The following is a 25,731-nucleotide window of genomic DNA, read 5'->3' as shown; positions in this document are numbered from 1 at the left end:
CGAATTTCGCCTTGACAACGAAAAGCCGTTATCGTATCTTATCGGCCCGACTTAAAGGCGGATAGCTCAGTCGGGAGAGCGCCACGCTTACACCGTGGATGTCACAGGTTCAAGTCCTGTTCCGCCTACCATATGAAATATCATGCGGGGTCGTAGTTAAGCTTGGTTATAACGCCGGCCTGTCACGTCGGAGGGCGTGGGTTCAAATCCCATCGGCCCCGCCAGTAAACGAAGGGGGTCAACCGCAACGGTTGGCCCCTTTTTTTCCCGCCTCCCCGCGGCGCCGATGCATCCGCACGGGGCCAAAACCCGTTTCCATGGAGGTACACATGAAGACCGCAAAGGCATGCAGAGGAGAGGCGGCCGGCGTCATGGCGCTTCTCGTGATCGTCCTCGCCCTGTCAGGCTGCGCGAAGACGCAGCCGGTGCTCACGCGCGAGCCCTCCGCCTTATCGCAGCCATCGCTCGAGGGACTCTGGAACCTCAAGAGTTACGGCCCCGAGGGCGGCGAAACCCCGGTGCTGCCCGATGTCCCGGTCTCTCTGGCGCTGTCGCCGGACGGCAAGGTCAGCGGCTCCGGCGGCTGCAACCGGTATTTCGGCGGGTGGGGCTTCCTGGAGGGGGATCCGGGCGTCATCCGGATCTGGCGGACGGGATCCACGAAAATGGTCTGCGACATCCCGGTCATGACGCAGGAACACCGCTTCCTGGAGGAGCTCGTCCGCGTTTCGGCCTATGCCGTCGACGGGAAGGAGCTCCGTCTGTACTACGACGGGGGAAAAGGGGTCCTGCGCTTTTCCCGGGGGACCAACCCCTGAAGAGAGGGTGAGAAGGTGCGAGGGTGAGAACGTTGGCGAATCCGGATGACGTTGTGTGCCCTGTGCTTCTCCAACCTTCTTACCTTCTGACCTTCTTACCTTTTGCATCCTCCTGCGCAAGGGCCTTGACGTAGATCATCTTGCTGTCGCCGGGGGCGTAGAATTCCCTCAGCGTGGCCTCGGCCCGGTACCCGTTGCGCTCGTAGAACCGGCGGGTGCCCCGGTAGATCGCCTTCGACGAGGTCTCGATGTACACCCTCCGGCCCCCGAGCCCGGCGATGGCCGCCTCGGAGCGCGACAGGAGCAGGCTACCGATCCCCGACCCCTGGCACTCCTTCCGGACGGCGATCCAGTACAGATCGTAGCTGTGCAGGGTGAGGGGAACGGGACCGTAGCAGCTGTACCCGAGAATGCGTCCGTCCCGTTCGGCGAAGAGAAAGTGATAGCCGCTCGCCGGCCCGACGCGGAGCCGTTCCTCGACGAGCTCAACGGCGATCGCGATCTCGTCGGGCCTGAAGAGCCCCGTCGAGGAGACGATGTCCCGGACGGCTTCGGCGTCACCTCCGCGCACGTCGGCCCGCAGCATCGGGAGTGAAGCCTCCCCTCTGTCCACAGCCCTGTCTCTGTTCCTCGTCACGTCCATTCATGCCGTCCCGAGCGTGTCGCGGATGATCCGGCTGACCACCTCCTCGAAGGGCAGACCTGCCCGAAGGGTTGCGGCCGTGAACCCGCTGTCCGGCGACAGGCAGGGATTCGAATTGATCTCCAGGATCCAGGCGGTCCCGTCGGGGTCCACCCGGTAGTCGACCCGCGCATATCCCCGGAGTCCGAAGAGATCCCAGCAGCGAAGCGCGGTTCTCTTCAGGGAGCGCAGGAGCGCCCGGTCCTGCGGTCCGAATTCGAACCGCCGGGGCGTGTGATGGTACTCGAAGGCCTTGTCGTCCCACTTGGCCCGGTAGCCGACGATCCGCAGCCGCTCGTCGCCGTAACCCACGAAATCAATTTCCGCCGGGGGGAGCACCTCGGGACCGCGGTCACCGGCCAGGACGGACAGGTTGAACTCGCGGCCCTCGACGTAGCGCTCCGCGAAGGCCGCCCCGCCGAGACTGCCGAGTCGGCCCCGGATCTCGCCACGCAGCGCCGCCAGGCTGCGGGGCGCAACCACCGAATGCTCCTCGAGCCCGACCGAGGCGTGCTCCCAGACCGACTTGACGATGAACCGGGCTCCCGCCGGGAACGGGTCTCGCACGGTGGATTCCGTCAGGCTCACCCAGTCCGGCGTTCGGAGGCGCCGTGCGCGCAGGAACCTCTTGGCGGCGAGCTTGTTGGAACTCAGGAACGTGGCCTCCGTCCCGGCCCCCGTGTACGGGATGCCCAGAAAATCGAGAAGGGACGGTGCGAGGTGGATCAGGCGGCCCTGGCCGCCGGCGGTCTCGACGAGGTTGAAGACGATGTCGCAGGCGGACCGCGTCATGCGGTCCGCCAAGCCGGCGAGATCGAGGGAAAAGGGCATCGGCTGCGCCTCGTGGCCCAAGGCTCGGAGGGCACGCGTCACGGTCTCGACCTGCACGAGGACGTCCTGCTCGTCGGCCGCGGCGCAGGGATCGATTTCGCTGTGGAGGATCAGGACTTTCATCTCCGCTCAGCGCCCCGGGAACACCCGCTGCTCGGCGGATGCCATGATCAGGCCGATCAGGTCACGGTAGGAGAGGCCCGCCAGGGTCGCCAGGATGGGGAGATCGGAATGCGTGGGATGGAGACCCGCCAGGGGGTTGACCTCCAGGAAGTGCGGCGCCCCCGAGGCGTCGGCGCGGATGTCGAGGCGGCCGCCGTCCCTGCACTCCAGGCCCCTCCAGGCCGCCAGGGCGACCGACGAGACCCGGTCGGCCTCCTCTCCCGTGACGAGCGTGTAGTCGACGTGCTCCTCACAGTGTTCCTTGTTCATGAGGGAGTAGACGCCCTTCTCCGCCGTCTCCCGCAGATGGACCTCCATGACACCGATGACGCGCGCCCGGCGGCCCGTGCCGATGATCCCCACGGTGAATTCGCGTCCCGGGAGGTAGGTCTCCACGAGAACGGGCTGCGAAAAGGTCTCGAGCAGGAACCGGCAGCGCCGGTCGAGCTCTTCGGCGTTCCGAACGATCGACTTCGCGTCGATGCCCTTTCCCGTCCCCTCCGAGACGGGCTTGACGAAGAGGGGGTAGGGCAGGGACACCCCGGCGATGTCCGACGCATCGTCCACCACGGCGAAGTCCGGCGTGGGAATCCCCAGGTCGCGCACGACCCGCTTGGCCATGGCCTTGTGCAGGGTCAGCGAGAGGACCAGCGGGTCGGAGAAGACGTAGGGGATGCCGTAGGCGTCGAGCAGGCAGGGAACCTGGGCTTCGCGCCCATAGCCCTTGAGCCCCTCGGCGATGTTGAAGACCAGGTCCCACCGGTCACCTGCGACGAGACGCTGTGCAAGAGACCGCACGTGACCGATCCGGTCGGTCCGGTACCCGAGGGCCAGCAGGGTCTCCTCGATGGCGTCGATGGTCGCGGGCTGGTCGAACTCGGCCGTTTCCTCTTCCGTGTATCCCTCCCGGAGATAATCGGTCCGGAGGTCGTAAGTCATCCCGACGAGCGTCATGGGCGGCACCCTTCGCGGTTTCATTTAAAGAACCCCGCCGTTTGGGCGGCGGGGTTTCTCTTGTGTCCTCTTTGGCGGCCTGCGGACGGAATCAGACCCTTGCATCCGAGTCTGCGACCACGGCCAGGTCCGGGTACCGGAACGTTCGGCCCTGGTAGTTTCGGAGCTTGATGTACTTGTCGTCACGGCCGATGACATACCCGGGCAGCAGGGGGATCTTCCCTCCTCCCCCCGGCGCATCGATGACGAAAGTCGGTACGGCGTAGCCCGTTGTGTGCCCCCGGAGGCCCTCGATGATCTCGATGCCCTTGGCGACGGGCGTGCGGAAGTGGGCGGAGCCGCTGATGGGGTCGCACTGGTAGAGATAATAGGGGCGTACCCTGTTCATGACGAGATCGTGGACGAGGCGCTTCATGGTGTCGACGCTGTCGTTGACACCGGCAAGCAGAACCGTCTGGCTCCCCAAGGGGATCCCCGCGTCGGCCAGCCGGTTGCACGCCTGGCTCACCTCGAAGGTCAGTTCGTCGGGATGGGCGAAGTGGATGCTCATCCAGAGCGGGTGGTGGCGCTTCAGGGTATGACAGAGGCTTGCTGTGATCCGCTGGGGCAGGACGACCGGGACCTTCGTGCCGATCCGGATCAGTTCGACGTGGGGAATCGCGCGCAGCCTCGAGAGCAGCCACTCGAGCGCCTCGTCGGGAAGCGTCAGCGGGTCGCCGCCGGAGAGCAGGACGTCGCGGACCGCCGGCGTGTTCTCGATGTACGCGATCGCGCGTTCCCAGCGCTCGCGGTCGCCGCGCTGCTCCTCGTGCCTCCCGACCATGCGCGAGCGGGTGCAGTAGCGGCAGTGGGTGGAGCAGAACCCGGTCACGAGGAAGAGAACCCGGTCCGGGTAGCGGTGCACCAGGCCCGGGACGGGGCTGTCGTGGTCTTCGCAGAGCGGGTCGTCCGATTCGTCCGAGGATCGTTCGAGTTCCGCCGTTACCGGAACGACCATCCGCCGCAGGGGCTGATCGGGGTCCATGGGGTCGAGCAGGCTTGCATAGTAGGGGGTGATGTTGAGAGGAATGGCCCCTCCGTTTTCGCTGATCGCCGTCTCCTCCTCGCGGGAGAGCCACAGGATCCGCGAGAGCATCTCGACGTCGGTGATCCGGTTTCGAACCTGCCAGCGCCAGTCGTTCCAATCCGTCGCGCTGGCTTCAGGGAAGAACTGTTTTCGGAACGCTTGGGACCGGGGGCTCGGCTTGCAGGAGGTCGCCCCCCGGGAGGGCATGATGAAAACGCGACTCGTGATCGCTTTCGTGACGGGTGTCACGGGGGAAGCGGGAACGGTGTTTTGAATTAGCTCATCCAGAGCTAAACCGGTCATACCGGCATGCGGACCCGGAGGTTCCGCCTCTTGGCTCAGACAGACATTTTCTTCCATCCGTTGTCCTCCTGACGCGTTTTCCTGACGATGAAGCGTCCTGTGTTGCGCTTTCAAGGGGCCTTCCTATCGCGGCTGACTGTGCAGCGTTCTTTCATCGCCGGTCTGTCTGAAAAGGACTCCGAAAAAGAGACCATACTTGGTTCCTTAATACGGAAGAAAATTTTATTGTCAAGCGTTTTCTGCAAAAAAAGGGCTTTTTTGTCGATTTTTTTTCATTGAAAATCCGCGCACATCAACAACTACTGCAAGATGCTTGCCACAGCACGCTTTCCCGGCACCCCGATCGCGACGGTCAGTCCTCGTCCGGCATCCAGCGCCAGGGCATCTCGAAATGCGCGCCACAGAGCCGTTTCACGCCGCCTGCCTGCCGACCCGCCTGAACGGGCCCCCGGCGCTGCAGGCTTGCCTTTTTGCCACTCATCGGCTAAAGTAGCCCAGAATTTTGACCAACGAGGAAAAATTTTTCATGATCGTCACCGACGGCAAGGAATTCTGCCAGGTGTGCCGCAAGAAAAAATCCGTGGTCCTCTGCGACGGCTGCTCCATTCACCTCTGCACGGACTGCCGGCGATGGGACCTCTGGGGATACGGGTGCGGTCATGTCGACACGAAGTCCTTCTGCGCCGCCTGCCACGCCGATCCCGCCATCAACCCCTACGGCGGCGACCACGGGGAATGATGAAGTACGAAGGCGACATCATACGCCCGCCCAGCGAGGCGTACAGCCTGCTGCTCCAGGTCACCGTCGGCTGCTCGCACAACCGGTGCACGTTCTGCCCCAGTTTCAAACGAAAGCGGTTCCGCATCAAGGGACTCGACGAGATCGTTGAGGATCTGGACTACGCGGCCCGCCGCTTCAGGCGGGTGGAGAGGCTCTTCCTGTGCGACGGCGACGCCCTCATCATCCCGCAGAAGCGCCTGATCGAGATCCTGGACGCGATCCGTGCCCGTTTGCCCGGCGTGGTGCGCATCGGGACCTACGCCAATGCGAAGAGCATCCGGAAAAAAACCGTCGAGGAGCTGCGCGAGCTGAAGGCGCGCGGTCTCGGGATCGTCTACCTCGGCATCGAGTCCGGAAACGAGGAGATCCTGGCGAGAATCCGCAAGGGAACGACATACGACCGCATCGTCGAGGCGGCCAGGCGGGTCAAGGAAGCGGGGATCACGCTGTCCGTGACGGTTCTCCTCGGCATCGGCGGCGTCGCGATGAGCCGGGAGCACGCCCGCGACACGGCGCGCATTCTCACCGACGTGGACCCGGACTTCGCCGGTGTCCTGACCGTCATGATCGTGCCGGGCACGCCGCTCCACGAGGAAGCCCGCGCCGGGGCCTTCGTCCTGCCCGGCACCTTCGAGCTGCTCGAGGAGCTGCGCATCATCGTGTCCGAATCCCGCTTCAGCAGCTGCTTCTTCACGGCCAATCACGCGTCGAACTATCTCCCCATCCGGGCCCGGATGCCCCAGGACCGGGAAAAGGTCCTGCGCCTCATCGACGACGTCCTGCGGCGGAAGGACGTCACCGTGCTGCGTCCCGAATCGATGCGGGGTCTGTGAATGAGCCGGACATCCCGAATCAGCGGCCTGCTCGAGCGTCTGAAGGCCCTTTTCGGCAGGGGAAGGGAGCGGGAGCAGTCCCGCCTCGAGCAGGAAATCCAGTCCATCATCGACGAAGGGGAGGAGAAGGGCCTCATCGACGAAACGTCGGGCGAGATGATACAGAGCATCCTGGAGTTCCGCGACACGGTGGCCCGGGAGGTGATGATCCCGCGCACGGAAATCGTGGCCGTGCCGAGCGATGCCCCCATCTCGGACATCATCGAACAGGTCGCCCGACACGGGTACACGCGAATGCCCGTCTACGAGGGAAGCGTGGACAACATCATCGGCATTCTCAACGTGAAGGACCTGATCCGCCTGTGGTCGAAACCCGTCGGCGAGGCGGACCTCAGGCCGCTGCTGCGAAAGCCGTACTACATCCCCGAGACGAAGAACATCCGCCTGCTCCTGCACGAACTCAAGGACCAGCGTCAGCACATGGCCATCGTGATCGACGAGTACGGCGGGACGGCGGGACTCGTCACCCTCGAGGACCTTCTCGAGGAGATCGTCGGCGAGATCCGCGACGAGCATGACGCCGAAGACGCGGACTTCACCGACTTGCCCGACGGGTCCACCCTCGTGGACGGGCGTGTCGACATCGATAAACTCGAGGCCCGCCTCGGCATCACGATCCCGAAGGGCAAGTACGAGACCCTTGCGGGCTTCATCCTGCATCTGATCCGGAAGATCCCGCTCGCGGGGGAGACCGTCCGCCACGGGGACCTCGAGATGGTCATCGCCTCGGCCGACGAGCGAAGCATCCGGAAGGTCAAGATCCGCAAGACGGGGGAGACGACGTCATCGGCGCGCTGAAGAAATCCACGGGGAGACTCCGTGCGGCGGGTCCGTGGGGACTTCCGGCCGCGGCGGCCGCCGCGTCCGCCCTGTCCGGGATCCTCCTGGTGCTCTCCTTTCCGAAGTTCGGGCACGGGGCCGTGGCCTGGGTGGCCCTGGTCCCGCTTCTGTCCAGCCTGCGCGGACTGCCCGTCCTGCCCGCCCTTCTCGCTGGGCTGCTTGCCGGTTTCGTGCAGTACGTAGGTCTTCTGTATTGGGTCACCCACGTCGTCGTGCACTACGGGCGGCTCCCCCTGGCCCTGGGGATCCCCGTGATGATGCTGCTGGCCCTCTACTTGAGCCTCTACACGGGGCTTTTCGCTGCGGGTGTCGCCTTTTTCAGGAATCGCGGGATCCCGGCCGTCGCAGCCGCCCCGCTTCTCTGGACGGTTCTCGAGTATGCCAAGTCGACGCTGCTCACGGGGTTCCCCTGGGAAAACCTCGGGCATTCCCAGTATCTGAACCTGCCCCTGATCCAGATCGCGGATGTTGCGGGCAGCTACGGGGTGAGCTTTCTCGTCGTGCTTGTCAATGCCGCCCTGGCCGCCTTCGTCGGCGCGGGACCGGACGGACGAAGAAGGGCCTTCGTCGGGCTTGCCGCCGCGGGCCTGCTCCTCGCCCTTGCGGCGGGCTACGGGACCTGGCGCCTCGCCGATGTTGCCGCCCGGTTCGATCCGGTGCCCGAACGGACCGTGGCGCTCATCCAGGGCAACATCGACCAGAGCATCAAGTGGGACCCGGCGTTTCAGAAGGAAACCCTCCGGATCTATAGGGATCTGTCCCTCGAGGCCGCGGAAAGGGGGGCCCGGCTCATCATCTGGCCCGAGACGGCCACGCCCTTCATGTTCCAGAACCGCGACGAGCTGCACGACGCCGTCGTCGCCGTGGCCCGGACCACCGGCGCATGGCTGCTCTTCGGCACGCCGAGCTACACGCGCCACGAGGGGGCGCTCCGCTTCCGGAACAGCGCCGTCGTGCTCACGCCCGAAGGGACGATTGCGGGCACGTACGACAAGGTTCACCTCGTGCCGTACGGGGAGTATGTGCCCCTCAGGCCGCTCTTCCCCTTCATCGAGAAGCTCGCCGTCGGCGTGGGCGACTTCCTGGCCGGCGAGGGATTCGAGCCCGTCGAAGCCGGCGAGGCGCGGGTCGGCTTCCTGATCTGCTATGAGGGGATTTTCCCCTACATCGGGCGGGCCTACGGCCGCAGCGGGGCATCGCTGCTCGTCAACATCACGAACGACGCCTGGTTTGGCATGACCTCTGCACCGTTCCAGCACCTGTCGATGTCGGTGTTCAGGGCCGTGGAAAACCGGCTCTACCTGGCGAGGGCGGCCAACACGGGGGTGAGCGCCGTGATCGACGCGACGGGCCGGATCACGGCCCAAACCGGGATCTTCGAGAGGACGACCCTGGTCGCCCCCGTGAAGATCCATCGGATCGGGACATTGTACACGGCGCACGGGGACTGGTTCGTCCTTCTGTGCCTGATCGCCCTGCTTGTGCTATTCTACAGACCGGGAGGAAACAGGAGATGGTGGAAGAAATCCAGGAAATGATGTCGGATTTGAAAAAACGGGCGGAAACCCTCCGAGGTTGTCTTTGACATCGAGGGGCTGACCCGGCGCCTCGGGGAACTCGAGAAGGAGACCGCCAAGGCGGACCTGTGGGACGACCCGGAGAAGGCAAAGGACGTCCTGCGCGAAAAAACCCGGATCGAATCCGCCGTCGCGTCCTGGTCGAAGATCGACCGGGAGCTGCAGGATCTAAACGTGCTGTTCGAGCTGGCGGCCGAGGCCCGGGATGACAAGACCTTCGAAGAGGTCAAGAGCGGCCTGCAGCGCCTCGCCGAGGACGTGCGGGCGGCGGAAATCCGCCGCATGCTCGGGAGGGATGAGGACCGGCTCAACGCCATCCTGACGATCCATGCCGGCGCCGGCGGCACGGAGGCGCAGGACTGGGCGGAGATGCTTCTGCGCATGTACCTCCGGTGGGCGGAGAAGCGCGGTTTCAAGACCCAGATCCTCGACTTCCAGCCCGGCGAGGAGGCGGGGCTCAAGAGCGCCACGGTGGAGGTGGAGGGCGAATATGCCTTCGGCTTCGCCAAGGCCGAATCAGGGATTCACCGGCTCGTCCGGATCTCGCCCTTCGACGCCGCCGCGAGGCGCCACACGTCTTTCGCATCGGTCTTCGTCTACCCCGAGGTGGGCGACGAGATCGTCGTCGACATCGACGAAAAGGACCTGAAGATCGACACCTACCGCTCGTCTGGCAAGGGGGGGCAGCACGTCAACAAGACCGACTCCGCCGTCCGGATCACCCACCTGCCCACGGGGATCGTCGTGCAGTGCCAGAACGAGCGGTCGCAGCACAAGAACAAGGCCATGGCCATGAAGGTGCTCCGTTCCCGCCTCTACGAGATCAAGCTCCAGGAACAGAGCGCGAAGCTGGAGGAGTTGCACAAGGCGAAAAAGGACATCGCCTGGGGAAGCCAGATCCGGTCCTATGTCCTGCACCCCTACAAGCTGATCAAGGACCACCGCACGAATCTCGAGGTGGGCAACGTCCAGAGGGTGCTCGACGGGGATCTCGACGATTTCATCGAGGCCTACCTGCTCAGCGCCGAACAGACCCGGTCCCCCGACAGGTGAACCGGAAATTGCATGGGAACCTCCTGCCGGGTCTCCGGGGGAATTCCCCGTTGACAGCCGCAGCCGCGTCTGTTAGAAGCCGGAAGGGCTACGACCTGGCTTCAACATCCGTGAAAGGACCAAGCACATGCCGGTTTTGAAGTGGGGCTGCGGCCTCCTCATTCTCCTCTTCCTGTGCGCCTGCTCGACGACGGCGCAGATCCAGACCGACCCCCAGGGCAAGATCGCCGCGGCAGGAAAAGCCGCAAAAGGCCTTGGGGCCAACGGTTCCTCCACGGCAGCCCAGCGCAGTGCGGAGACGAAGCCCCAGGGGCTCGGCCCGGGGTTTTCCGGCGTCGATCCCGCCAGCAAGCCCGCCGGGGCTCTTGAGCCCGGGGCACGCCCCGCAACGCCCGCGAACGGACAGGCCGTCCGGCTCAACGGCGGCAACGGGCTCGACGGCGCAAACTCGCAGATCGATGAAGAGGTCGATGAGATCGTCGAACTCCTGCGTCTTGCGCAGGCCTACCGCGACAAGGGGGATGTCGACAACGCCCTCAAGGCCCTCGACAGGGCCTATGGGATCCTGCTTTCCGACGAAGAGGACAGCACCGTCGTCAACCGCCAGAAAGACGACATGCGGCTCCTGATCGCACGGAGGATCCTCGACATCTACACGGGCAAGCGCGTCACGACGGTCGGCAGGCAGAGCGCGATCCCGCTCATCATGAACGCCGACGTCGAACGCGAGATCCGGAGTTTCCAGACGGTCGAGCGGAATTTCTTCGAGCGCTCCTACGAGAGGGCGGGCTACTACCTGCCCTTCATGAAGCAGCAGTTCAGGCAGGCGGGGATGCCGGAGGAGCTGGCCTGGCTCCCCCTCGTCGAGAGCGGATTCCAGGTCCATGCACTCTCGCGGGCCCGGGCGCTGGGGCCCTGGCAGTTCATCCCCTCGACGGGCTACAAATACGGGCTCAACCGGGACCTCTACATCGACGAGCGCATGAACGTCGAGAAGTCCACCCAGGCCGCCATCGCGTATCTCTCGGACCTGCACGGACTCTTCGGCGACTGGCTCACGGCCCTGGCAGCCTATAATTGCGGGGAAGGCCGCGTTCTCAAGGTCATCTCGCAGCAGCAGATCAACTACCTCGATCATTTCTGGGACCTCTACCGGCAGCTGCCCAACGAGACGGCCCGGTACGTGCCGAGATTCCTCGCGACGCTGCACATCGTCCAGAACCCGAAAAAATTCGGCATGGAGCTCCCCGAGCCCTACGCCAAGCCCATCGCCTTCGAAACAGTGAGGACGAGCCGGACGATGAAGCTCTCCGACATCGCCTCCCATTTGGGCATCCCGGCAGAGACGCTCGTCCTTCTCAACCCCGAGCTCCGACACCAGATCACCCCGGACCGGCCCTACGATCTGAAGATCCCCCAGGGCATGGGACAGCAGTATGCGCTCGTGGCGGACCAGATCCGGGAGTCGAAGCCGCCCGCGCCGCCGGAGCGGGACCGCAGGACGAAGATCGTCAAGTACAAGGTGAGACCCGGCGACACGGCGGCCTCCATCTCGAAGAAGTTCGGCGTATCATCCAAGTCGCTCCTGGCCGCCAACGGGATGAAGAGCGAGAGCCAGATCACGGCGGGGAAGGTCCTGAAGGTCCCTGTCAGGACGAAAGAGAGGGGCACGGCGGTCGCATCGGCAAAGAAGGGCAAGCCCGGAAAGCCCGCCGCCGAGCAGGCCCTGGTACGGCACACCGTCAAGAAGGGGGAGACGCTGACCCAGATCGCCAGGCGCTACGGCACGACGCCGGCGGAGATCCAGAAGATGAACAACCTGCAGACCACGCAGCTCAAGAGCGGCCAGGTGATCAAGGTCCGCAGCACGAACGCCGGGGGCTGAGAACGTCCCCTAGAGTTTGCACTCCAGCCGGTAGCCGCGGAGCTCGAAAAACACCGTCTCCTGCACGGCGCCCATGACACGGGCCCGGGCTTCGTTCCCGGGCCCTTCGTGTTCATAGCCGGCCAGGTGCAGCACCCCGTGCACCACGAGACGGAGCAGGGCGTCCTCGAAGGGAATCCCCGCAGCCCGCGCCTCGCGCCGGGCGGCCTCCACCGAGACCGCCACGTCGCCCAGCAGCCCCGGGTTGAGACCTCCAAAATCGCCCTCGGTCTGGGAAAAGGCGATGACGTTGGTCGGCCGGTCCCGACCGAGCCAGTCCCTGTTGAGAGCCCGGATCCCCCCGTCGTCGAGAAGCAGGAGGCTCAACTCCCGGCCTGCAAGCCCCAGCAGCGCCAGGACCTTCCGGCAATCCCGGCGCAGGCCCGCACGGTCGATCTTCTCGAGCCGCTGCCGGCTCGAGATCCGAACCGTTGACGCCTTCGTTTTCGATCGGGCTTGCATGGATTCTCACGCCTCCACAGACGACCCCGTCACCCGCCTCATTCCTGCCTCGCGCCGCTTCTGCTCCGCGTGAGGTGGTTGTAGGCCTTGATGATCTCCGAGACCAGCGGATGCCGCACGACGTCGATCTCCGAAAAGTAGACGAATCGGATCCCCTCCGTGCCGCTCAGGATCTGCTCCACCTCCACGAGACCGGACATCCTGCCGGCGGGGAGGTCGATCTGCGTCACGTCCCCCGTGATGACGGCGCGGGATCCCCAACCGAGCCGGGTGACGAACATCTTCATCTGCTCCGACGTCGTGTTCTGCGCCTCGTCGAGAATGATGAAGGAATCGTTGAGCGTCCTGCCGCGCATGAAGGCCAGCGGCGCCACCTCGATGACGCCCTTTTCGATCAGGGCCTGCGCCTTGTCGAATTCCATCATGTCGTAGAGGGCATCGTAGACGGGCCGCAGGTAGGGGTTCACCTTCTCCACCAGGTCACCGGGCAGGAACCCCAGCTTCTCCCCGGCCTCCACGGCCGGGCGGGTGAGGACGATCCGGTTGACGCGGCGTTCCGTGAGGTACGAGACGGCCATGGCCATGGCCAGGTAGGTCTTTCCCGTTCCCGCCGGCCCGATGCCGAAGACCATGTCGTGGCTGCGGATGGCGTCGATGTAGTGCTTCTGGGCGATGCTCTTGGGCGTGATGACCCTCTTCTTCGAGGAGATATAGACCTTGTCGAGGAAGATCTCCTCGAGGCGGACGGAGCGGTTCTCGGAAAGGATCCGGTGCGCGAAGCCCACGTCGGTGGAGTAGACGGGAAACCCCTTCCGGATCAGCTGATAGAGCTGCCCGAGGAGGTTCTCCACGAGTTCGACGGCGTGGGCCTCGCCGACGAGGGTGATCCGGTCCCCCCGGGCCGAGATGCGGACCGGCTCCAGTTTCTCAACGAGCCGCAGGTTCCGGTCCTCGCCCCCGAGCAGGGTCTTCAGGGCGTTGGTGTCGGGAAACGTGAGCTGCTTGGTGGTTTCGTTCTTCAAGCGTGTAATCCCGAATCGATGTGCCCCGACTCAGCCACTCGGAATTCTTTCCGAGAATGGGCGGTTTTGGACCGCTCTGACGCTCGCTGCACTGCAGGCGCAAAAACTCGCCCCGCGGGCTCATACAGTCTGCGCTGCCGACGTTCCGCTTCACGAAGAGCGGTTACCGAAAACGCGTCCAACTTCGCTCTCCAGAATCCCAATCGGGCGACCGGGAACCACACCTGCATCCTGATACGATCCCGTGATCAGAATTTATACTCTCGCTCACTTCTGCAGGAACAGGTGCGCATAGACCTTCGCGTTGCCCACCATGTTCTCGATCAGGCAGTACTCGTTGGGCTGGTGGGCCATGTGGCAGTATCGCGACCAGACGGCTGCCGGGTATCCGTGTTTTCGAAAGACGGCGGCCACCGTCCCGCCCCCGACCCCCCTGGGCGTCGCCGTCACGCCGTAGACATCCCGGACGGCCTCCTCCAGGGCCCGGACCACCGGCGCGTCGTGCGCCGTGGGCGGCGGTGCGTCGGACTTCTGCACCGGCTCGAGTGCGATCGTCACGCCGAATTGCCTCTCCGCCTCATCCGCCATGCCGCGGATCGTCGCCAGCACGTCGTCGACGGGATACACGGGGAGGATCCGGCAGTCCAGGTAGAAGACGTCCTCGCCGGGGATCGTGTTCACGTTGGGGACGTTGGCCTCCTTTTTCGTCGGTTCGAAGGTGCTTTCCGGCGGGTCGTAAAGGGGGTCCCGGTTCCCGTAGATCCCGGCAAGGCCGTCGAGCCGGACCACGAGATGCGATGCGGCCCTGAAGGCGTTTATCCCCAGCGCGGGCCGGCTGGCATGGCACTGCCTGCCCGAAACCCGGACCCGCAGCCACAGGACGCTCTTCTCCGCCACCTCGATCATGGACCCCTCCTCGTTGCCCGCATCGGGCACGACGATGAGATCGGTCTTGCGGAACCAGTCTCGCCGGGTCTCGAGGACGTAACCGAGGCCGTAGCCGCTGCCGGTCTCCTCGTCGGCGGCCAGAAGGAGCCCGATCGTCGATTCGGGGAGGATCCCCTCGTCGAGAAAGGCCTTGGCCGCAAAGAGGGACGCCACGAGATCCTGCTGGTTGTCCTCGGTGCCGCGCCCGTAGACTCTCCCGTCGCGCACCCAGCACTCGTAGGGGTCCCGCTCCCAGAGCTTCAGTTCCCCGGGGGGCACGATGTCCGTGTGCGTCATGACCCACACCGTGCGGCCCGCGTGCCGGCCCGGGATGCGCGCCACGAGGTTGGGCCGCACGCCGGCCGACACCCGGCCGTCGGGCGCGTGGCAGCCCTCCACGTCCGCAAACCCCATCGCCCGGAGTTCTCCCATGAGGAAGGCCGCCTTTTTCATCTCCCCGTCCCCCCCGTTTTCGGGGGCCAGGGCCGGGATCGCCGTGAGGGCGGCCTGCAGCCGGATCATCTCGGGCACGTAGCCGTCGATGCGCTTGCGGATCCGTTCGAACGTGCTCCTGTCGATCATGGCGTCCCTTCACTGCACACGCTTCACGGTCCCGAAGGCCCGAAGCGGCTTGTCGAATTTCGTCTCGTCGCCGAGAACGAAGACCGTGCGGCGGTCCGGGTCCAGGTACTTCTCCGCCACCCGTAACACATCCTCCCGGGTGACCGCGTCGATCTTCGCCGGGTACTCGGCCAGGAATTTCACGGGAAGCCCCTGGAACTCGAGGGCCATGTGCTGAAAGGCGATCATGTGAGACGACGTGAAGGAGAAGATGTAGCTGTTGACGATGGCCCGTTTGGCCTGGTGGACATCCTGGGCCGGCAGCCGCGACTCCCGCACGTCATTCAGGATGTCCTGCAGGACGGACAGGACCTGGCCCGTGGACTCCGTCTTCGTCATGGCGTAGGCCCCGAACGTCCCGTAGCCCTGCCGCCCCTCGTAGAAGCTGCCCGCGCTGTAGGCCAGGCCCCGGTTGCTCCGCACCTCCTGAAAGATCCGGGAGCGGAACCCGCCGCTGCCCAGGATGTGGTCCAGGACCGTGAAGGCGTGAAAATCGGGGCTTTCCTTGCCCGGCCCGATCGTGCCGATGATCACCGTGGACTGAAGCCCCTTCCTTGGGAAGTGATGCAGGGGCCCCCGCTCCTGCGGTTTCGGAAGGGGCGGGGTGCTGAAATCCCCTTCCGCGTCCCAGTCGCCGAAATGCCGCTCGACCAATGCAAGGGCCTCTTCCTTCGAGAGATCCCCCGTGATTGCGATCCGCAGGTTGCGGGGGAAGAAATGGGCCCCGTGGAACGCGACGAGGTCGTCCCGCGTGACGGCTTCGACCGTCTTGATCTCCGCCAGCCGGCCACGGGGGTTCCCGGCGTAGAGCGCACGCCGGAACTCCCGGAACGCCAACCGCTGCGGCGCGTCGAACACGCGGCGAAGCTCCTCGATCTTGAGATTCTTGACGTGCTCGACTTTCTCCTCCTCGAAAGCGGGCCTGCGGAGAATATCGGCGAAGATCCGGAAGGCCTTGTCCAGGTCCCTCTTCAGAACCGAGAGACTGCCCGTCCCGTATTCCATGCCGATGTTGACGGATACCGGCGCCGCCAGGTATTCCAGCTGCTCATCCACCTCGTCGCCGCTCAGTTCTCCCGCGCCGCCCGTCCGCATGGCGTCGCCCGTCAGTTCCGCCAGGCCGGCCTTGCCGTCCGGCTCGAGGACCGACCCTGCGCCGACGATGAACGAGACCTGGACGAGCGGCAGCTCGCGGTCTTCCAGGGTGTAGACGGTGAGGCCGTTCTCGAGGACGACCCGTTCGGGCTTCGGCGGCGAGAACCGGATTTCCCCGTACGTCAGACGGTCCGGGTCGGGCCATGCGGGCGCCGGCTGCTCTTCCTTCGCCCCGACGGGGCAAGGCCCGGCGGCCATGAGGAGCAGAACGAGGCCGAGGGCGAGTGCGTTCCTCACGGTTTTACCTCCCTTTGGAGAACGGCCACGGTCCGGTTTTCCTCGGTCAGGTATTTCTTCGCCGCCTCCATGATGTCCTTGGGGGTGACCTTCTCGATCATCTCGATGTAGCGGGTCATGTACCGGTAGTCGCCCGTGATGATCTCATAGTAGGAAAGCCGGCTCGCGAGGCCCGAGTTCGAGCTGAGCTCGCGGATGAACTCCGCCCGTAGCTGATTGACGATCTTGTCCAGTTCCTGCTTTTTCACCGGCTCGTTCTTGAGCCTCTCCAGCTCCGCGTAAATGGCCTTCTCCAGATCATCGGGCCCGTGGGGGTGGCGCGGGGTCCCGGAGATCATGAAGAGGTTGGGGTATCGTGCACCGGGCATGCCGTTGGCTGCGCTCACGTCCTCGGCAAGCTGTTTTCCCTGCACGATGGAGCGGTGAAACCGGGAGGTGCGCCCCTTCGACAGCAGGGCCTCGATGACGTCGAAGACGTAGTCCTCGAAGGCCGGCAGGGTGGGCTTGTGCCAGCCGATGATGAGGTGCGGGTTCGCGTCCGCAACGAGAGTGACCCGTTTTTGGCCCCTCTGGGGGGGCTCTTCCGTCACGCGGCGCACCATCGGGGGATGGGCCGGGATGGCCCCGAAATATTTCTTCACCATGTCCACGGTCTTGGCCGCGTCGATGTCCCCCACGATGGCGATCACCGTGTTGCCCGGCGCGTGGTGCTGCCTGAAGAAGGACTCGAGATAGTCGGGGGACAGGAAGGAGATGTCCGAGGGCCAGCCGATGATGGGGCGGCGGTAGGGGTTCGCCGTGAAGGCCGTGGCGAAGAAGAGCTCCGAGAGCTTCCGCGCGGGGACGGACTCGTAGGTCTGCCGGCGCTCTTCCATGACGACGTCGCGCTCCGTGTAGAACTCCCGCAGGACGGGGTTTGTCATCCGGTCGGCCTCGATGCGGGCCCACAGCTCGATGCGGTTCGAAGGCAGGCTGACCTTGTAGGTCGTCACGTCCTGGCCCGTCGACGCGTTGAGGCCGACGGCGCCGCTTTCGGTGTAGAGCCGGTCGATCTCGTTTTCCACGATCCACTCCTTGGCCTCGCTCTGCAGCGCCTTGAGCTGCTGCTCGAGGCGCTTGATCTCCGCCCCGTCGGCACGGGTCCCCTTCATCCGCTCGAGATCGAGCGCCGTGCCCGTCTCGCGGATCCGCTTCAGCACCCGCTCCTCCTCCTTGAAGTTCTTCGAGCCGATCGTGCGGGTCCCCTTGAACAGCATGTGCTCGAGGAGATGGGCCGCCCCGGTCTGCCCGTCCGCCTCGTCGGCGGCCCCCACGAGGTGTCGGATGTACAGGGAGACGGTGGGGCTCGTGTGCCGCTCCACGAGGAGGATCCTCAGGCCGTTTTCGAGCGTCACCCGCTGGACGCGGTCTTCCAGGTTGTAGGCCGCAGATGCGGCGGGCACGAGGACGACGAGGGCCGCCACCGCGAGCAGGGCCCGAAACGGGCCGCCGGCGACGGGCGCCGGACGTTTTCCGAATGGAATCATGACGGGCGGAGGTTCTCCTTCCATAGTTTCCGAAAGCGGAAGAGCGCGTAGAGAACGCCGGTGCCGCTGATCAGGACGATGAAATTGGCGGCGAAGAAGACCACGACGAATTCCGCGGGGTTCTGCAGGGCATAGGCGGAAAGCAAAAGGGAGATGCCCCAGACGAGAAAAAAGGCAGAAAGCACACCGATGAGGATTTCCCTGAGCCAGAGGATCAACGTCATGAACCTTCGCGCCGGGTGACCGGGTTCTCCGCGCGGCCCCGCCGGATCCGGGTCCGCAGTGCCGGCATTATGACGGATCGTGACGGAAAATTCAATCTCTTTCAGGGGGATTCGGCATCCGAGACGGCCTGCCTCGCGCGGTTTTTCAGCGCCTGGAAGTCCCCGGGTCCGAATGCCGGGCTGAGGCAGGGCAGCAGGGAATTGTTCTGAAAGAGGGGCTCGCCGGCGATATCGTAGCGGGCATGCCGCAGGGCTTCGCCCCAGAGGGCCGTGCCGGGGATCGGCGAATACTCGGCCAGGATGGGGCGGGCCCCGGCGGCCCTGACCAGATCGATGCCGCAGGCCACTTCCCGGGCATCCTGCCCCGGAAGGCCGCAGAGCAGGTAGACGCCGATGTCGCCGCAACGGTAGCCCGCCTCTCGCAGGTACGCGACGGCCTGCCGCAGGTGCTCGGACGTCACCTTTCCCCCGGTCGCTTCCTGTCGCTCGGCCGAGGCCGTCTCGAAGCCCAGGCGGATCGTGCGGAAGCCGGCACGGAACATGAGCGCGGCCAGCCGCGGCGAGATCTCCCGCGCGTGCAGACCGTTGGGACAGTGGAACCGGCACGCGAGCCCCCGCCTCAGGAGCTCCTCGAGCATGGGGATGGCTCTCCGGGGCGCATCGACGAGCAGGGCGTCGTCATAGAAGGCAAAATCGACGACGCCGCGGCGACGGTGCCAGTGCTCAATCTCGTCGACGATCCGGACGGGGTCCCTCGCGCGGAAGGGGCCCCCGAGCAGCGTCGAGGCGCAGTAGGTGCATCGAAACGGGCATCCCCGGGACGTCAGGAGGGGCACCGAATCGAGTCGTTCCGAGAGATCGAAGGCGGGGTAGGGGTAGCTGTCAAGATCCCCGGCGTCGACGTCGAAGGCGACGGGGAAAGCCGTGAGCTCGCCCAGGGCGCCGGGCAGGGTCGACTCCCCGGGGCCGGACAGGACGAAATCGGCCCCCGAATGGGCGCGGGCGTGCGCCCCGCACAGGGTCGCGTAGGTCCCGCCGAGGATCACCGGCACCCCCGGCCAGGCGGCGCGGACCTCCCGGATCGCCTCGATCACACCGGGGTACCAGTAGGTCATCATAGAGCCGACGAGGACGGCATCGGGCCTGCCGCCGGACGCGAGAAGCCTGCGGAACCGCTCCGGCCTCATCCCGTAGCGCCGGAAGGGCCTCCCCATGCACTCCAGGGCCTCAGGCACGGGGATCCTCTCGCTGCAGAATTTCCCTTCACCCCAGGCGCCGCGCCGCGGGGCCTTCCGCAGACCGTCGGAGTCAGGGTCGAGACAGTCGATCAGCCGGACGGTGCATCCCGCCCCGCGCAGCAGCGCAGCCAGGATGTAGAGACCCAGCGGCCTCACCCAGAAATCGTAGGCGGCAAAATCGTGAATCCACGGGTTCACGAGCAGAACGTACGGTTTCCCCATCCCGTCGTGTCACTCCCGGTGCGGTCGGTCGCCCGTGTCCCCCGATCGCGACCGGCGGCGCCGCGGCCGGAGTATAGCAGCGCCGGGGCGGGCGGGCAAGCCCGGAAGGTTTTTCCAGAAAAGGCTTGAAGGGGTGAGGGATAATTGCTAACATGCGGCAACGACCGACAGGGGGGTACCGGACGGCCGAAGCCTTCCGCCGTGCGGCCTTATGAAAGCCGTCATCCAGAGAGTCGACAGCGCCTCGGTGAGCGTCGGCGGGGCGGAGATCGCCCGCATCGGCGCGGGGCTCCTCGTCCTGCTCGGCGTCGAAAAGGACGACGACGAAAAGGATGCCGATTTTCTCCTCGACAAGATCATCCACCTGCGCATCTTCGAGGACGGCGAGGGGAAGATGAATCGTTCCCTGGCAGACACGGCGGGCGAGCTCCTCGTCGTGTCGCAGTTCACCCTGCTGGCGGACTGCCGCAAGGGGCGGAGGCCCTCTTTCACGGATGCCGCGGACCCCGTGAAGGCCGACGGGCTGTACCGGTACATGCTGTCCAGGGCCCGGGAGAAGATCCGCCACGTCGCCGCGGGGCAGTTCCAGGCCATGATGAAGGTCGGGCTCGTCAACGACGGGCCCGTGACGATTCTGCTGGACAGCCGGCGATGAGGGACGGGAATCGATGAAAATCAGGGCAGAAGATCTTCCCCCGAGCCACATCCGGATCGACAAGGAGGGCGGCTGGCACTACAAGGGCAGCGAGATGTTCCGCAAGGACATCGTGAAGCTCTTCTACGAGAATCTCAAGCGGGACGACGAAGGACGCTACTACATCGAGCTCGAAAACGACATCGCATCCCTCGAGGTGGAGGACACGGCCTACGTCGTGAAGGCCGTCTACCGGCTCGGGAAGCCAGAGGAGGGCAACGAGCGCATTGTCGTCCTGCTCAGCGACGAGACGCTGGAAGAGATCGACTGCTCGACGCTCTCCATCAGCCGGGACAACGTCCTGTACTGCTCGGTCAAGCCCGAAGGCCACCCGGCCCGATTCCTGCGGTCGAGCTACTACCAGATCGCCGATGCGTTCGAGTACGACGAGTCCCGGGACGCCTACTATCTTCCCCTGAACGGCAAGCGGTACTACATTCAGCAGCGCGACGGCGCCTGAGAGGCGCGGGGCGCACCCGGTGTCCCGCGCGGAGCGACGAACCGATTGGAGGATTTCATGCTGGAAACAGACATCAACGTGGCCCTGACCTTCGACGACCTGCTGCTCATCCCGGCGGAGTCCACGATCCTGCCCAAGGACGTGGACACGAGGACGAACCTCACGAACACGATCGTGATGAACATCCCCATCGTCAGCGCCGCCATGGACACCGTGACGGAGTCCCAGACCGCCATCTGCATGGCCCGCGAGGGCGGCATCGGCATCATCCACCGCAACATGAGCATCGAGCGGCAGGCGCTCGAGGTCGACAAGGTCAAGAAGTCCGAGAGCGGCATGATCGTGGACCCCATCACGATCGGGCCCGAGCAGAAGGTGAAGGACGCCCTCGAACTCATGAGCCGCTACAAGATCTCCGGGGTCCCCGTCGTCGAGGGACGCCGCCTCGTGGGGATTTTGACCAACCGCGACCTGCGCTTCGAGACCAACCTCGATCAGCCCGTCTCCAGCGTCATGACGAAGGACAATCTCGTCACCGTGTCCCAGAACATCAGTCTCGAGGACTCGAAAAAGCTTCTCCACAAGCACCGCATCGAGAAGCTGCTCGTCGTCGACGACGAGTTCTGCCTCAAGGGCCTCATCACGATCAAGGACATCGAGAAGATCCAGAAATACCCCAATGCCTGCAAGGACCAGCTCGGGCGCCTTCGGGTCGGCGGCGCCGTGGGGATCACCGACCGCGAGGCCCGGGTACAGGCCCTCCTGGCGGCGGGCTGCGACGTGATCTGCATCGACACCTCGCACGGGCACTCCAAGGGTGTCCTCGACGCCGTCCGCGACACGAAGAAAAACTTCCCCGGCTGCGAGGTCATCGCCGGCAACGTGGCGACCTTCGAAGGCGCCGAAGCGCTCATCAAAGCCGGGGCAGACGCCGTGAAGGTCGGCGTGGGTCCGGGCTCCATCTGCACGACCCGCATCGTCGCCGGGATCGGCGTCCCCCAGATGACGGCCGTCATGGAATGCGCCAGGGCCTCGAAGAAACACGGCATCCCCATCATCGCCGACGGCGGGATCAAGTACTCCGGCGACATCACCAAGGCCCTCGGGGCCGGGGCGCACTCCGTGATGATCGGGGGGCTCTTCGCCGGCACCGAGGAGAGCCCCGGCGAGACGGTCCTGTTCCAGGGCCGGAGCTACAAGGTCTACCGGGGCATGGGCTCGCTCGAGGCCATGAAGGAAGGCAGCCGCGACCGCTACATGCAGGACGACATCGAGAGCTCCCTGAAGCTCGTCCCCGAGGGCATCGAGGGCAGGGTGCCCTTCCGCGGGTCCCTTTCGAACAGCATTTACCAGCTCATGGGCGGCCTGAAGGCCGGAATGGGCTACGTGGGCTGCCGGACCATCGAGGAGCTCAGACAGAAGGCCCGCTTCGTCCGGATCACACCCTCGGGCCTCCGCGAAAGCCACGTCCACGACGTGATCATCACGAAGGAAGCGCCTAACTACCGGATCGACTGACCCCGCAAACATGTTTTTCCACGGCCTTGTCATTCATGTAAGTGGCCATCAGGAACCCAGGATGCCATGAAGCACGTCGATTTCGTCCATCTCCACCTCCATACCCAGTACAGCCTCCTGGACGGCACCATCCGTCTCGGCGACCTGTTCAAAAAGGCCAAGGAATTCAAGATGCCCGCCGTGGCTATCACCGATCACGGCAACATGTACGGCGCCGTCGACTTCTACCAACAGGCCTACAAGGCAGGGATCAAGCCCATCATCGGCTGCGAGCTCTACGTGGCCCCCAAGAGCCGCTTCGACAAATCCACGGAAGGGCCGGGGGAGACGGCCCGTCATCTCATCGTGCTGGTCAAGAACCTCCAGGGCTACCGCAACCTGATGAAGCTGACCTCGAAGGGGTTCCTCGAAGGCTTCTACTACCGCCCCCGAATAGACAAGGAGCTTCTGGCCGCCCACAGCGAGGGGCTCATCGCAACGAGCGCGTGCCTGCACGGCGAGATCGCGTACTGGATTCTGAAGGGGGACATGGAGAAGGCAAGGACCTCGGCCCTTGAATACCGGGAGATCTTCGGCGCGGGCAACTTCTACCTGGAGATGATGGAGAACGGCATCCCCGAGCAGGGGGTCGTAAACGAAAAACTGATGGAAATCTCAAGGGAATTGTCCATCCCGCTCGTGGCGACCAACGACTGCCACTACCTCGAGCGCGCCGACCACGAGGCCCACGAGGTCCTGCTGTGCATCCAGACGGGGAAGACCATGGAGGACCCCGGCCGGATGCGATTCGCCACGGACGCCTTCTACCTGAGGTCGCCCGACGAGATGAAGCAGCTCTTCTCGTATTGCCCCGAGGCCATCGCGAACACGATGGTGATCGCCGAGAAGTGCAACCTCTCCCTCGATTTCAAACAGGTTCACCTGCCCCATTTCGAAATCGGCCAGGGGAAGACGCTGGACGAGCACCTCGAGGAAATGGCCAAGTCGGGCCTCGAGAGGCTCATGCCGAGAATCCTGAAGGACCGGGACCCGTCGCTGCGGCAGAAGTACGAAAAGCGCCTGGCCCGTGAGCTCGACATCATCAAGTCCATGGGCTTCGCCGGCTACTTCCTCATCGTCTCGGACTTCATCAACTACGCGAAAAGCCGAAACATTCCGGTGGGTCCCGGTCGCGGGTCCGCGGCGGGCAGCCTGGTGGCCTACGCCATCGGCATCACCGAGATCGACCCGATCCGCTACGGCCTGTTCTTTGAGCGCTTTCTCAACCCGGACCGCAAGAGCATGCCCGACATCGACACCGATTTCTGCATGGAGGGCCGCGACGAGGTCATCCGCTACGTGTCCGAGAAATACGGCAGCGACCGCGTGGCGCAGATCATCACCTTCGGGAAGATGCAGGCCAAGGCCGTGATCCGCGACGTGGGCCGGGCCCTCAACATGCCCTATGGAGAGGTGGACCGCATCGCCAAACTGGTTCCCAACGTCCTCAACATCACCCTCGAGGAGGCCATCAAGCAGGAGCCCCGCCTTCAGGAAGAGCAGAAGAAGAACGAGAAGGTCCGCCGCCTTCTCGCCCTGTCGCGCTCCCTGGAGGGTCTCAATCGCCACTCCTCGACCCACGCGGCCGGTGTGGTCATCTCGGACAAGCCGCTCGTCGAGCGCGTGCCCCTGTGCAAGAGCCCCAACGACGACATCGTGACCCAGTTCTCCATGAACGATCTCTCGGCGGCGGGTCTCACGAAGTTCGACTTCCTCGGACTCAAGACACTCACGGTGATCCGGGACACCCTGAAGTTTATCGAGGAGGGCAGGGGCGTTCACCTGGATATCTCCGACATCCCCCTCGATGACCGCAAGACGTTCCAGCTTCTCTCCAAGGGGGAAACCGACGGCGTCTTCCAGCTGGAGAGCCGCGGCATGAAGGAGATCCTCGTGGGGCTGAAGCCGGACTGCTTCGAGGACATCATCGCGCTCATCGCCCTGTACCGGCCGGGCCCCCTGAAGAGCGGGATGGTGCAGGAATTCATCGCCCGCAAGCAGGGCAAGACGAAGAGCACCTACGAGGTGCCCCAACTCGAACCGATCCTGAAGGAAACCTACGGGGTCATCCTCTACCAGGAACAGGTCATGCAGATCGCCAGCGCGCTGGCGAATTACACCATGGGCGAGGCCGATACCTTCCGAAAGGCCATGAGCAAGAAGAACTCGGCCGAGATGGAGAAGGAGAAGCCGAAATTCCTCGCCGGGGCGATGAAGAACAAGATCCCCGAGGCCAAGGCGAAGAAGATCTTCGACCAGATGGAGACGTTTGCCGGATACGGGTTCAACAAGTCCCACAGCGCTGCCTATGCGATGATCTCCTACCAGACGGCCTATTTGAAGGCCCATTACCCCGTGGAATTCATGGCGGCTCTGCTCACCAGTGAGAAAGGAAACCGCGACAAGGTCATCAAGCACATCAGCGTCTGCAAGGAGATGGGGATCAATGTTCTGCCCCCCGACATCAACCAGTCGGCCCTCGACTTCAGCATCGATGCGGGGAACATCCGCTTCGGGCTGGCCGCCGTGAAAAACGTCGGAGAGAGTGCCATAGAATCCATCATTGAATCGAGGGACAAGGAAGGACCGTTCAAGTCATTTCTTGATTTTTGCTCCCGCGTCGACCCCAGGAAAATCAACAAGCGGGTTGTGGAGAGCCTCATCAAATGCGGCGCCTTCGATTCGTTGCGCTATGGGCGGCGGCAGCTGATCGAGGGCTTCGAGCGTCTCATGGACATCGGCCAGAGGATCCAGGAGCAGAGGCAAAGCGCCCAGGCAGGCCTCTTCGACGGGCCAGACGGCCCGCCGGATGATTCGGCAATGTCCGAAAAGGACCTGTTGCTCGCCGTGGAGGAGTGGGATCACGGCGAGATTCTTCTCTACGAAAAGGAGACCCTCGGATTTTACATCACGGGCCATCCGCTGCTGCGTTACGCGGACAAGCTCAAGCTCATCACCAACGCCGACGCCGAGCGAATCTCCGAGATGCACGACAAAGAAAACGTCACCGTGGCCGGGATTGTCAGCCACAAGCGCGAGGTCCCGACCAAAAAGAAGGATACCATGGCCTACGTGACCATCGAAGACCTCAAAGGTTCCTACACGGGGATCGTTTTCGCTGACGCATACCGCACATACAGGGACTTGCTCGACTCGGACGAGCCGCTTCTCTTCAAGGGAAATCTCGACGTAACCGAGGAGAGCAGCCGCATCATCGTCTCTGAAGTGCACCGGCTCGCGGAGTACAACGGGGTCAGCTTCAGTGCCATCCACGTCACCTTCGATGCCGGCAGGATGGAAGGCGATCACATCGAAAAACTTCGTGAAATCTGCCGCCGGCACCCCGGGAAGCATGACTGTTATCTCCATATCCTGCTTCCGAATCAGAGCGAAACCGTAGTGTATCTTGGCAGCGCATCGAGGATCAACATCTCGGAGCCCCTGAAAGAGGAGGTTGAGCGACTGCTGGGACCCGGCACGACACGTTTTCACTGAGCGGAGA

General features: G+C 64.4%; 22 protein-coding genes and 2 tRNA genes. 13 read left to right on the top strand and 11 right to left on the bottom strand.

Features of this window, described 5'->3' with window-relative positions; all coding sequences use genetic code 11:
• Positions 1-55 precede the first annotated feature (55 nt).
• The 3 genes from HPY67_01365 to HPY67_01355 all read left to right on the top strand — a co-directional run bounded on the left by HPY67_01365 (position 56) and on the right by HPY67_01355 (position 818).
• Positions 56-131 (top strand) — tRNA-Val (locus HPY67_01365).
• Positions 132-146: 15 nt separating this feature from the next.
• Positions 147-224 (top strand) — tRNA-Asp (locus HPY67_01360).
• A 105-nt stretch (positions 225-329) separates the two neighbouring features.
• Positions 330-818: an META domain-containing protein gene (locus tag HPY67_01355; GenBank protein NPV03373.1), complete on the top strand. Its 489-nt coding sequence runs from the start codon at positions 330-332 to the stop codon at positions 816-818.
• Between the two features lie 79 nt (positions 819-897).
• Here HPY67_01355 and HPY67_01350 read toward each other — a convergent pair whose 3' ends face one another.
• The 4 genes from HPY67_01350 to HPY67_01335 form a co-directional block, all read right to left on the bottom strand.
• Positions 898-1,404 (bottom strand): GNAT family N-acetyltransferase, encoded by a 507-nt coding sequence (locus HPY67_01350; protein ID NPV03372.1) that lies wholly within the window; start codon positions 1,402-1,404, stop codon positions 898-900.
• Positions 1,405-1,461: 57 nt separating this feature from the next.
• Positions 1,462-2,454, bottom strand: coding sequence for a D-alanine--D-alanine ligase (locus HPY67_01345; GenBank protein NPV03371.1), 993 nt, complete (start codon positions 2,452-2,454; stop codon positions 1,462-1,464).
• 6 nt (positions 2,455-2,460) lie between these two features.
• Positions 2,461-3,447, bottom strand: a complete 987-nt coding sequence (locus HPY67_01340) for an ATP-grasp domain-containing protein (GenBank protein NPV03370.1) — start codon at positions 3,445-3,447, stop codon at positions 2,461-2,463.
• A 91-nt stretch (positions 3,448-3,538) separates the two neighbouring features.
• Positions 3,539-4,873, bottom strand: coding sequence for a KamA family radical SAM protein (locus HPY67_01335; GenBank protein ID NPV03369.1), 1,335 nt, complete (start codon positions 4,871-4,873; stop codon positions 3,539-3,541).
• Positions 4,874-5,342: 469 nt separating this feature from the next.
• On the opposite strand from HPY67_01335, the gene HPY67_01330 reads away from it, so the two are divergent.
• The 6 genes from HPY67_01330 to HPY67_01305 all read left to right on the top strand — a co-directional run bounded on the left by HPY67_01330 (position 5,343) and on the right by HPY67_01305 (position 11,845).
• Positions 5,343-5,555, top strand: a complete 213-nt coding sequence (locus tag HPY67_01330; GenBank protein ID NPV03368.1) for a hypothetical protein — start codon at positions 5,343-5,345, stop codon at positions 5,553-5,555.
• Positions 5,555-6,430 carry a radical SAM protein gene (locus HPY67_01325; GenBank protein NPV03367.1) on the top strand — a complete coding sequence of 292 codons (876 nt, stop codon included), beginning with the start codon at positions 5,555-5,557 and terminating at the stop codon, positions 6,428-6,430. Before HPY67_01330 ends, HPY67_01325 begins: the two co-directional genes overlap by 1 nt.
• Positions 6,431-7,288, top strand: coding sequence for an HlyC/CorC family transporter (locus tag HPY67_01320; GenBank protein NPV03366.1), 858 nt, complete (start codon positions 6,431-6,433; stop codon positions 7,286-7,288).
• A gap of 89 nt (positions 7,289-7,377) precedes the next feature.
• Positions 7,378-8,868 (top strand): apolipoprotein N-acyltransferase, encoded by a 1,491-nt coding sequence (gene lnt, locus HPY67_01315; protein ID NPV03365.1) that lies wholly within the window; start codon positions 7,378-7,380, stop codon positions 8,866-8,868.
• Positions 8,844-9,960 (top strand): peptide chain release factor 2 gene (locus tag HPY67_01310; protein ID NPV03364.1). Its coding sequence is split into 2 segments (ribosomal slippage): positions 8,844-8,912 and positions 8,914-9,960, totalling 1,116 coding nucleotides; the frame shifts between segments, so codons are not numbered across the junction. Before lnt ends, HPY67_01310 begins: the two co-directional genes overlap by 25 nt.
• Before the next feature lie 127 nt (positions 9,961-10,087).
• The gene (locus HPY67_01305) at positions 10,088-11,845 is read left to right on the top strand and encodes a LysM peptidoglycan-binding domain-containing protein (GenBank protein ID NPV03363.1); all 1,758 of its coding nucleotides are present in this window, start codon (positions 10,088-10,090) and stop codon (positions 11,843-11,845) included.
• Positions 11,846-11,854: 9 nt separating this feature from the next.
• Here HPY67_01305 and ybeY read toward each other — a convergent pair whose 3' ends face one another.
• The 7 genes from ybeY to HPY67_01270 all read right to left on the bottom strand — a co-directional run bounded on the left by ybeY (position 11,855) and on the right by HPY67_01270 (position 19,518).
• Complete coding sequence (gene ybeY, locus HPY67_01300; protein NPV03362.1) at positions 11,855-12,346, bottom strand: rRNA maturation RNase YbeY; 492 nt, start codon at positions 12,344-12,346, stop codon at positions 11,855-11,857.
• A 38-nt stretch (positions 12,347-12,384) separates the two neighbouring features.
• Positions 12,385-13,377, bottom strand: a complete 993-nt coding sequence (locus HPY67_01295) for a PhoH family protein (protein ID NPV03361.1) — start codon at positions 13,375-13,377, stop codon at positions 12,385-12,387.
• Positions 13,378-13,635: 258 nt separating this feature from the next.
• Positions 13,636-14,877, bottom strand: a complete 1,242-nt coding sequence (locus tag HPY67_01290; GenBank protein NPV03360.1) for a M20 family metallo-hydrolase — start codon at positions 14,875-14,877, stop codon at positions 13,636-13,638.
• 9 nt (positions 14,878-14,886) lie between these two features.
• The gene (locus HPY67_01285) at positions 14,887-16,308 is read right to left on the bottom strand and encodes an insulinase family protein (protein NPV03359.1); all 1,422 of its coding nucleotides are present in this window, start codon (positions 16,306-16,308) and stop codon (positions 14,887-14,889) included.
• On the bottom strand, positions 16,305-17,834 hold the full coding sequence (locus HPY67_01280; GenBank protein ID NPV03358.1) for an insulinase family protein: 1,530 nt from the start codon (positions 17,832-17,834) through the stop codon (positions 16,305-16,307). Before HPY67_01280 ends, HPY67_01285 begins: the two co-directional genes overlap by 4 nt.
• Positions 17,831-18,058: a hypothetical protein gene (locus tag HPY67_01275; protein ID NPV03357.1), complete on the bottom strand. Its 228-nt coding sequence runs from the start codon at positions 18,056-18,058 to the stop codon at positions 17,831-17,833. The genes HPY67_01280 and HPY67_01275 overlap by 4 nt, the downstream gene beginning before the upstream one ends.
• A 101-nt stretch (positions 18,059-18,159) precedes the next feature.
• Positions 18,160-19,518 (bottom strand): B12-binding domain-containing radical SAM protein, encoded by a 1,359-nt coding sequence (locus HPY67_01270; protein NPV03356.1) that lies wholly within the window; start codon positions 19,516-19,518, stop codon positions 18,160-18,162.
• Between the two features lie 211 nt (positions 19,519-19,729).
• Between HPY67_01270 and HPY67_01265 the strand changes: the two genes are divergently transcribed.
• The 4 genes from HPY67_01265 (at position 19,730) to HPY67_01250 (ending at position 25,724) form a co-directional block, all read left to right on the top strand.
• Positions 19,730-20,173 carry a D-tyrosyl-tRNA(Tyr) deacylase gene (locus HPY67_01265; protein ID NPV03355.1) on the top strand — a complete coding sequence of 148 codons (444 nt, stop codon included), beginning with the start codon at positions 19,730-19,732 and terminating at the stop codon, positions 20,171-20,173.
• A gap of 13 nt (positions 20,174-20,186) precedes the next feature.
• Positions 20,187-20,672 carry a DUF1285 domain-containing protein gene (locus HPY67_01260; GenBank protein ID NPV03354.1) on the top strand — a complete coding sequence of 162 codons (486 nt, stop codon included), beginning with the start codon at positions 20,187-20,189 and terminating at the stop codon, positions 20,670-20,672.
• 57 nt (positions 20,673-20,729) lie between these two features.
• Positions 20,730-22,190 (top strand): IMP dehydrogenase, encoded by a 1,461-nt coding sequence (gene guaB / locus HPY67_01255; GenBank protein ID NPV03353.1) that lies wholly within the window; start codon positions 20,730-20,732, stop codon positions 22,188-22,190.
• Positions 22,191-22,256: 66 nt separating this feature from the next.
• On the top strand, positions 22,257-25,724 hold the full coding sequence (locus tag HPY67_01250; GenBank protein NPV03352.1) for a DNA polymerase III subunit alpha: 3,468 nt from the start codon (positions 22,257-22,259) through the stop codon (positions 25,722-25,724).
• Positions 25,725-25,731: the final 7 nt, after the last annotated feature.

The sequence above is a fragment of the Syntrophaceae bacterium genome, from assembly GCA_013177795.1.
Taxonomy (GTDB): domain Bacteria; phylum Desulfobacterota; class Syntrophia; order Syntrophales; family UBA2192; genus UBA2192.
The sequence above is the reverse complement of the archived record's forward strand: the minus strand, read 5'-3'. Positions and strand labels throughout refer to the sequence as shown.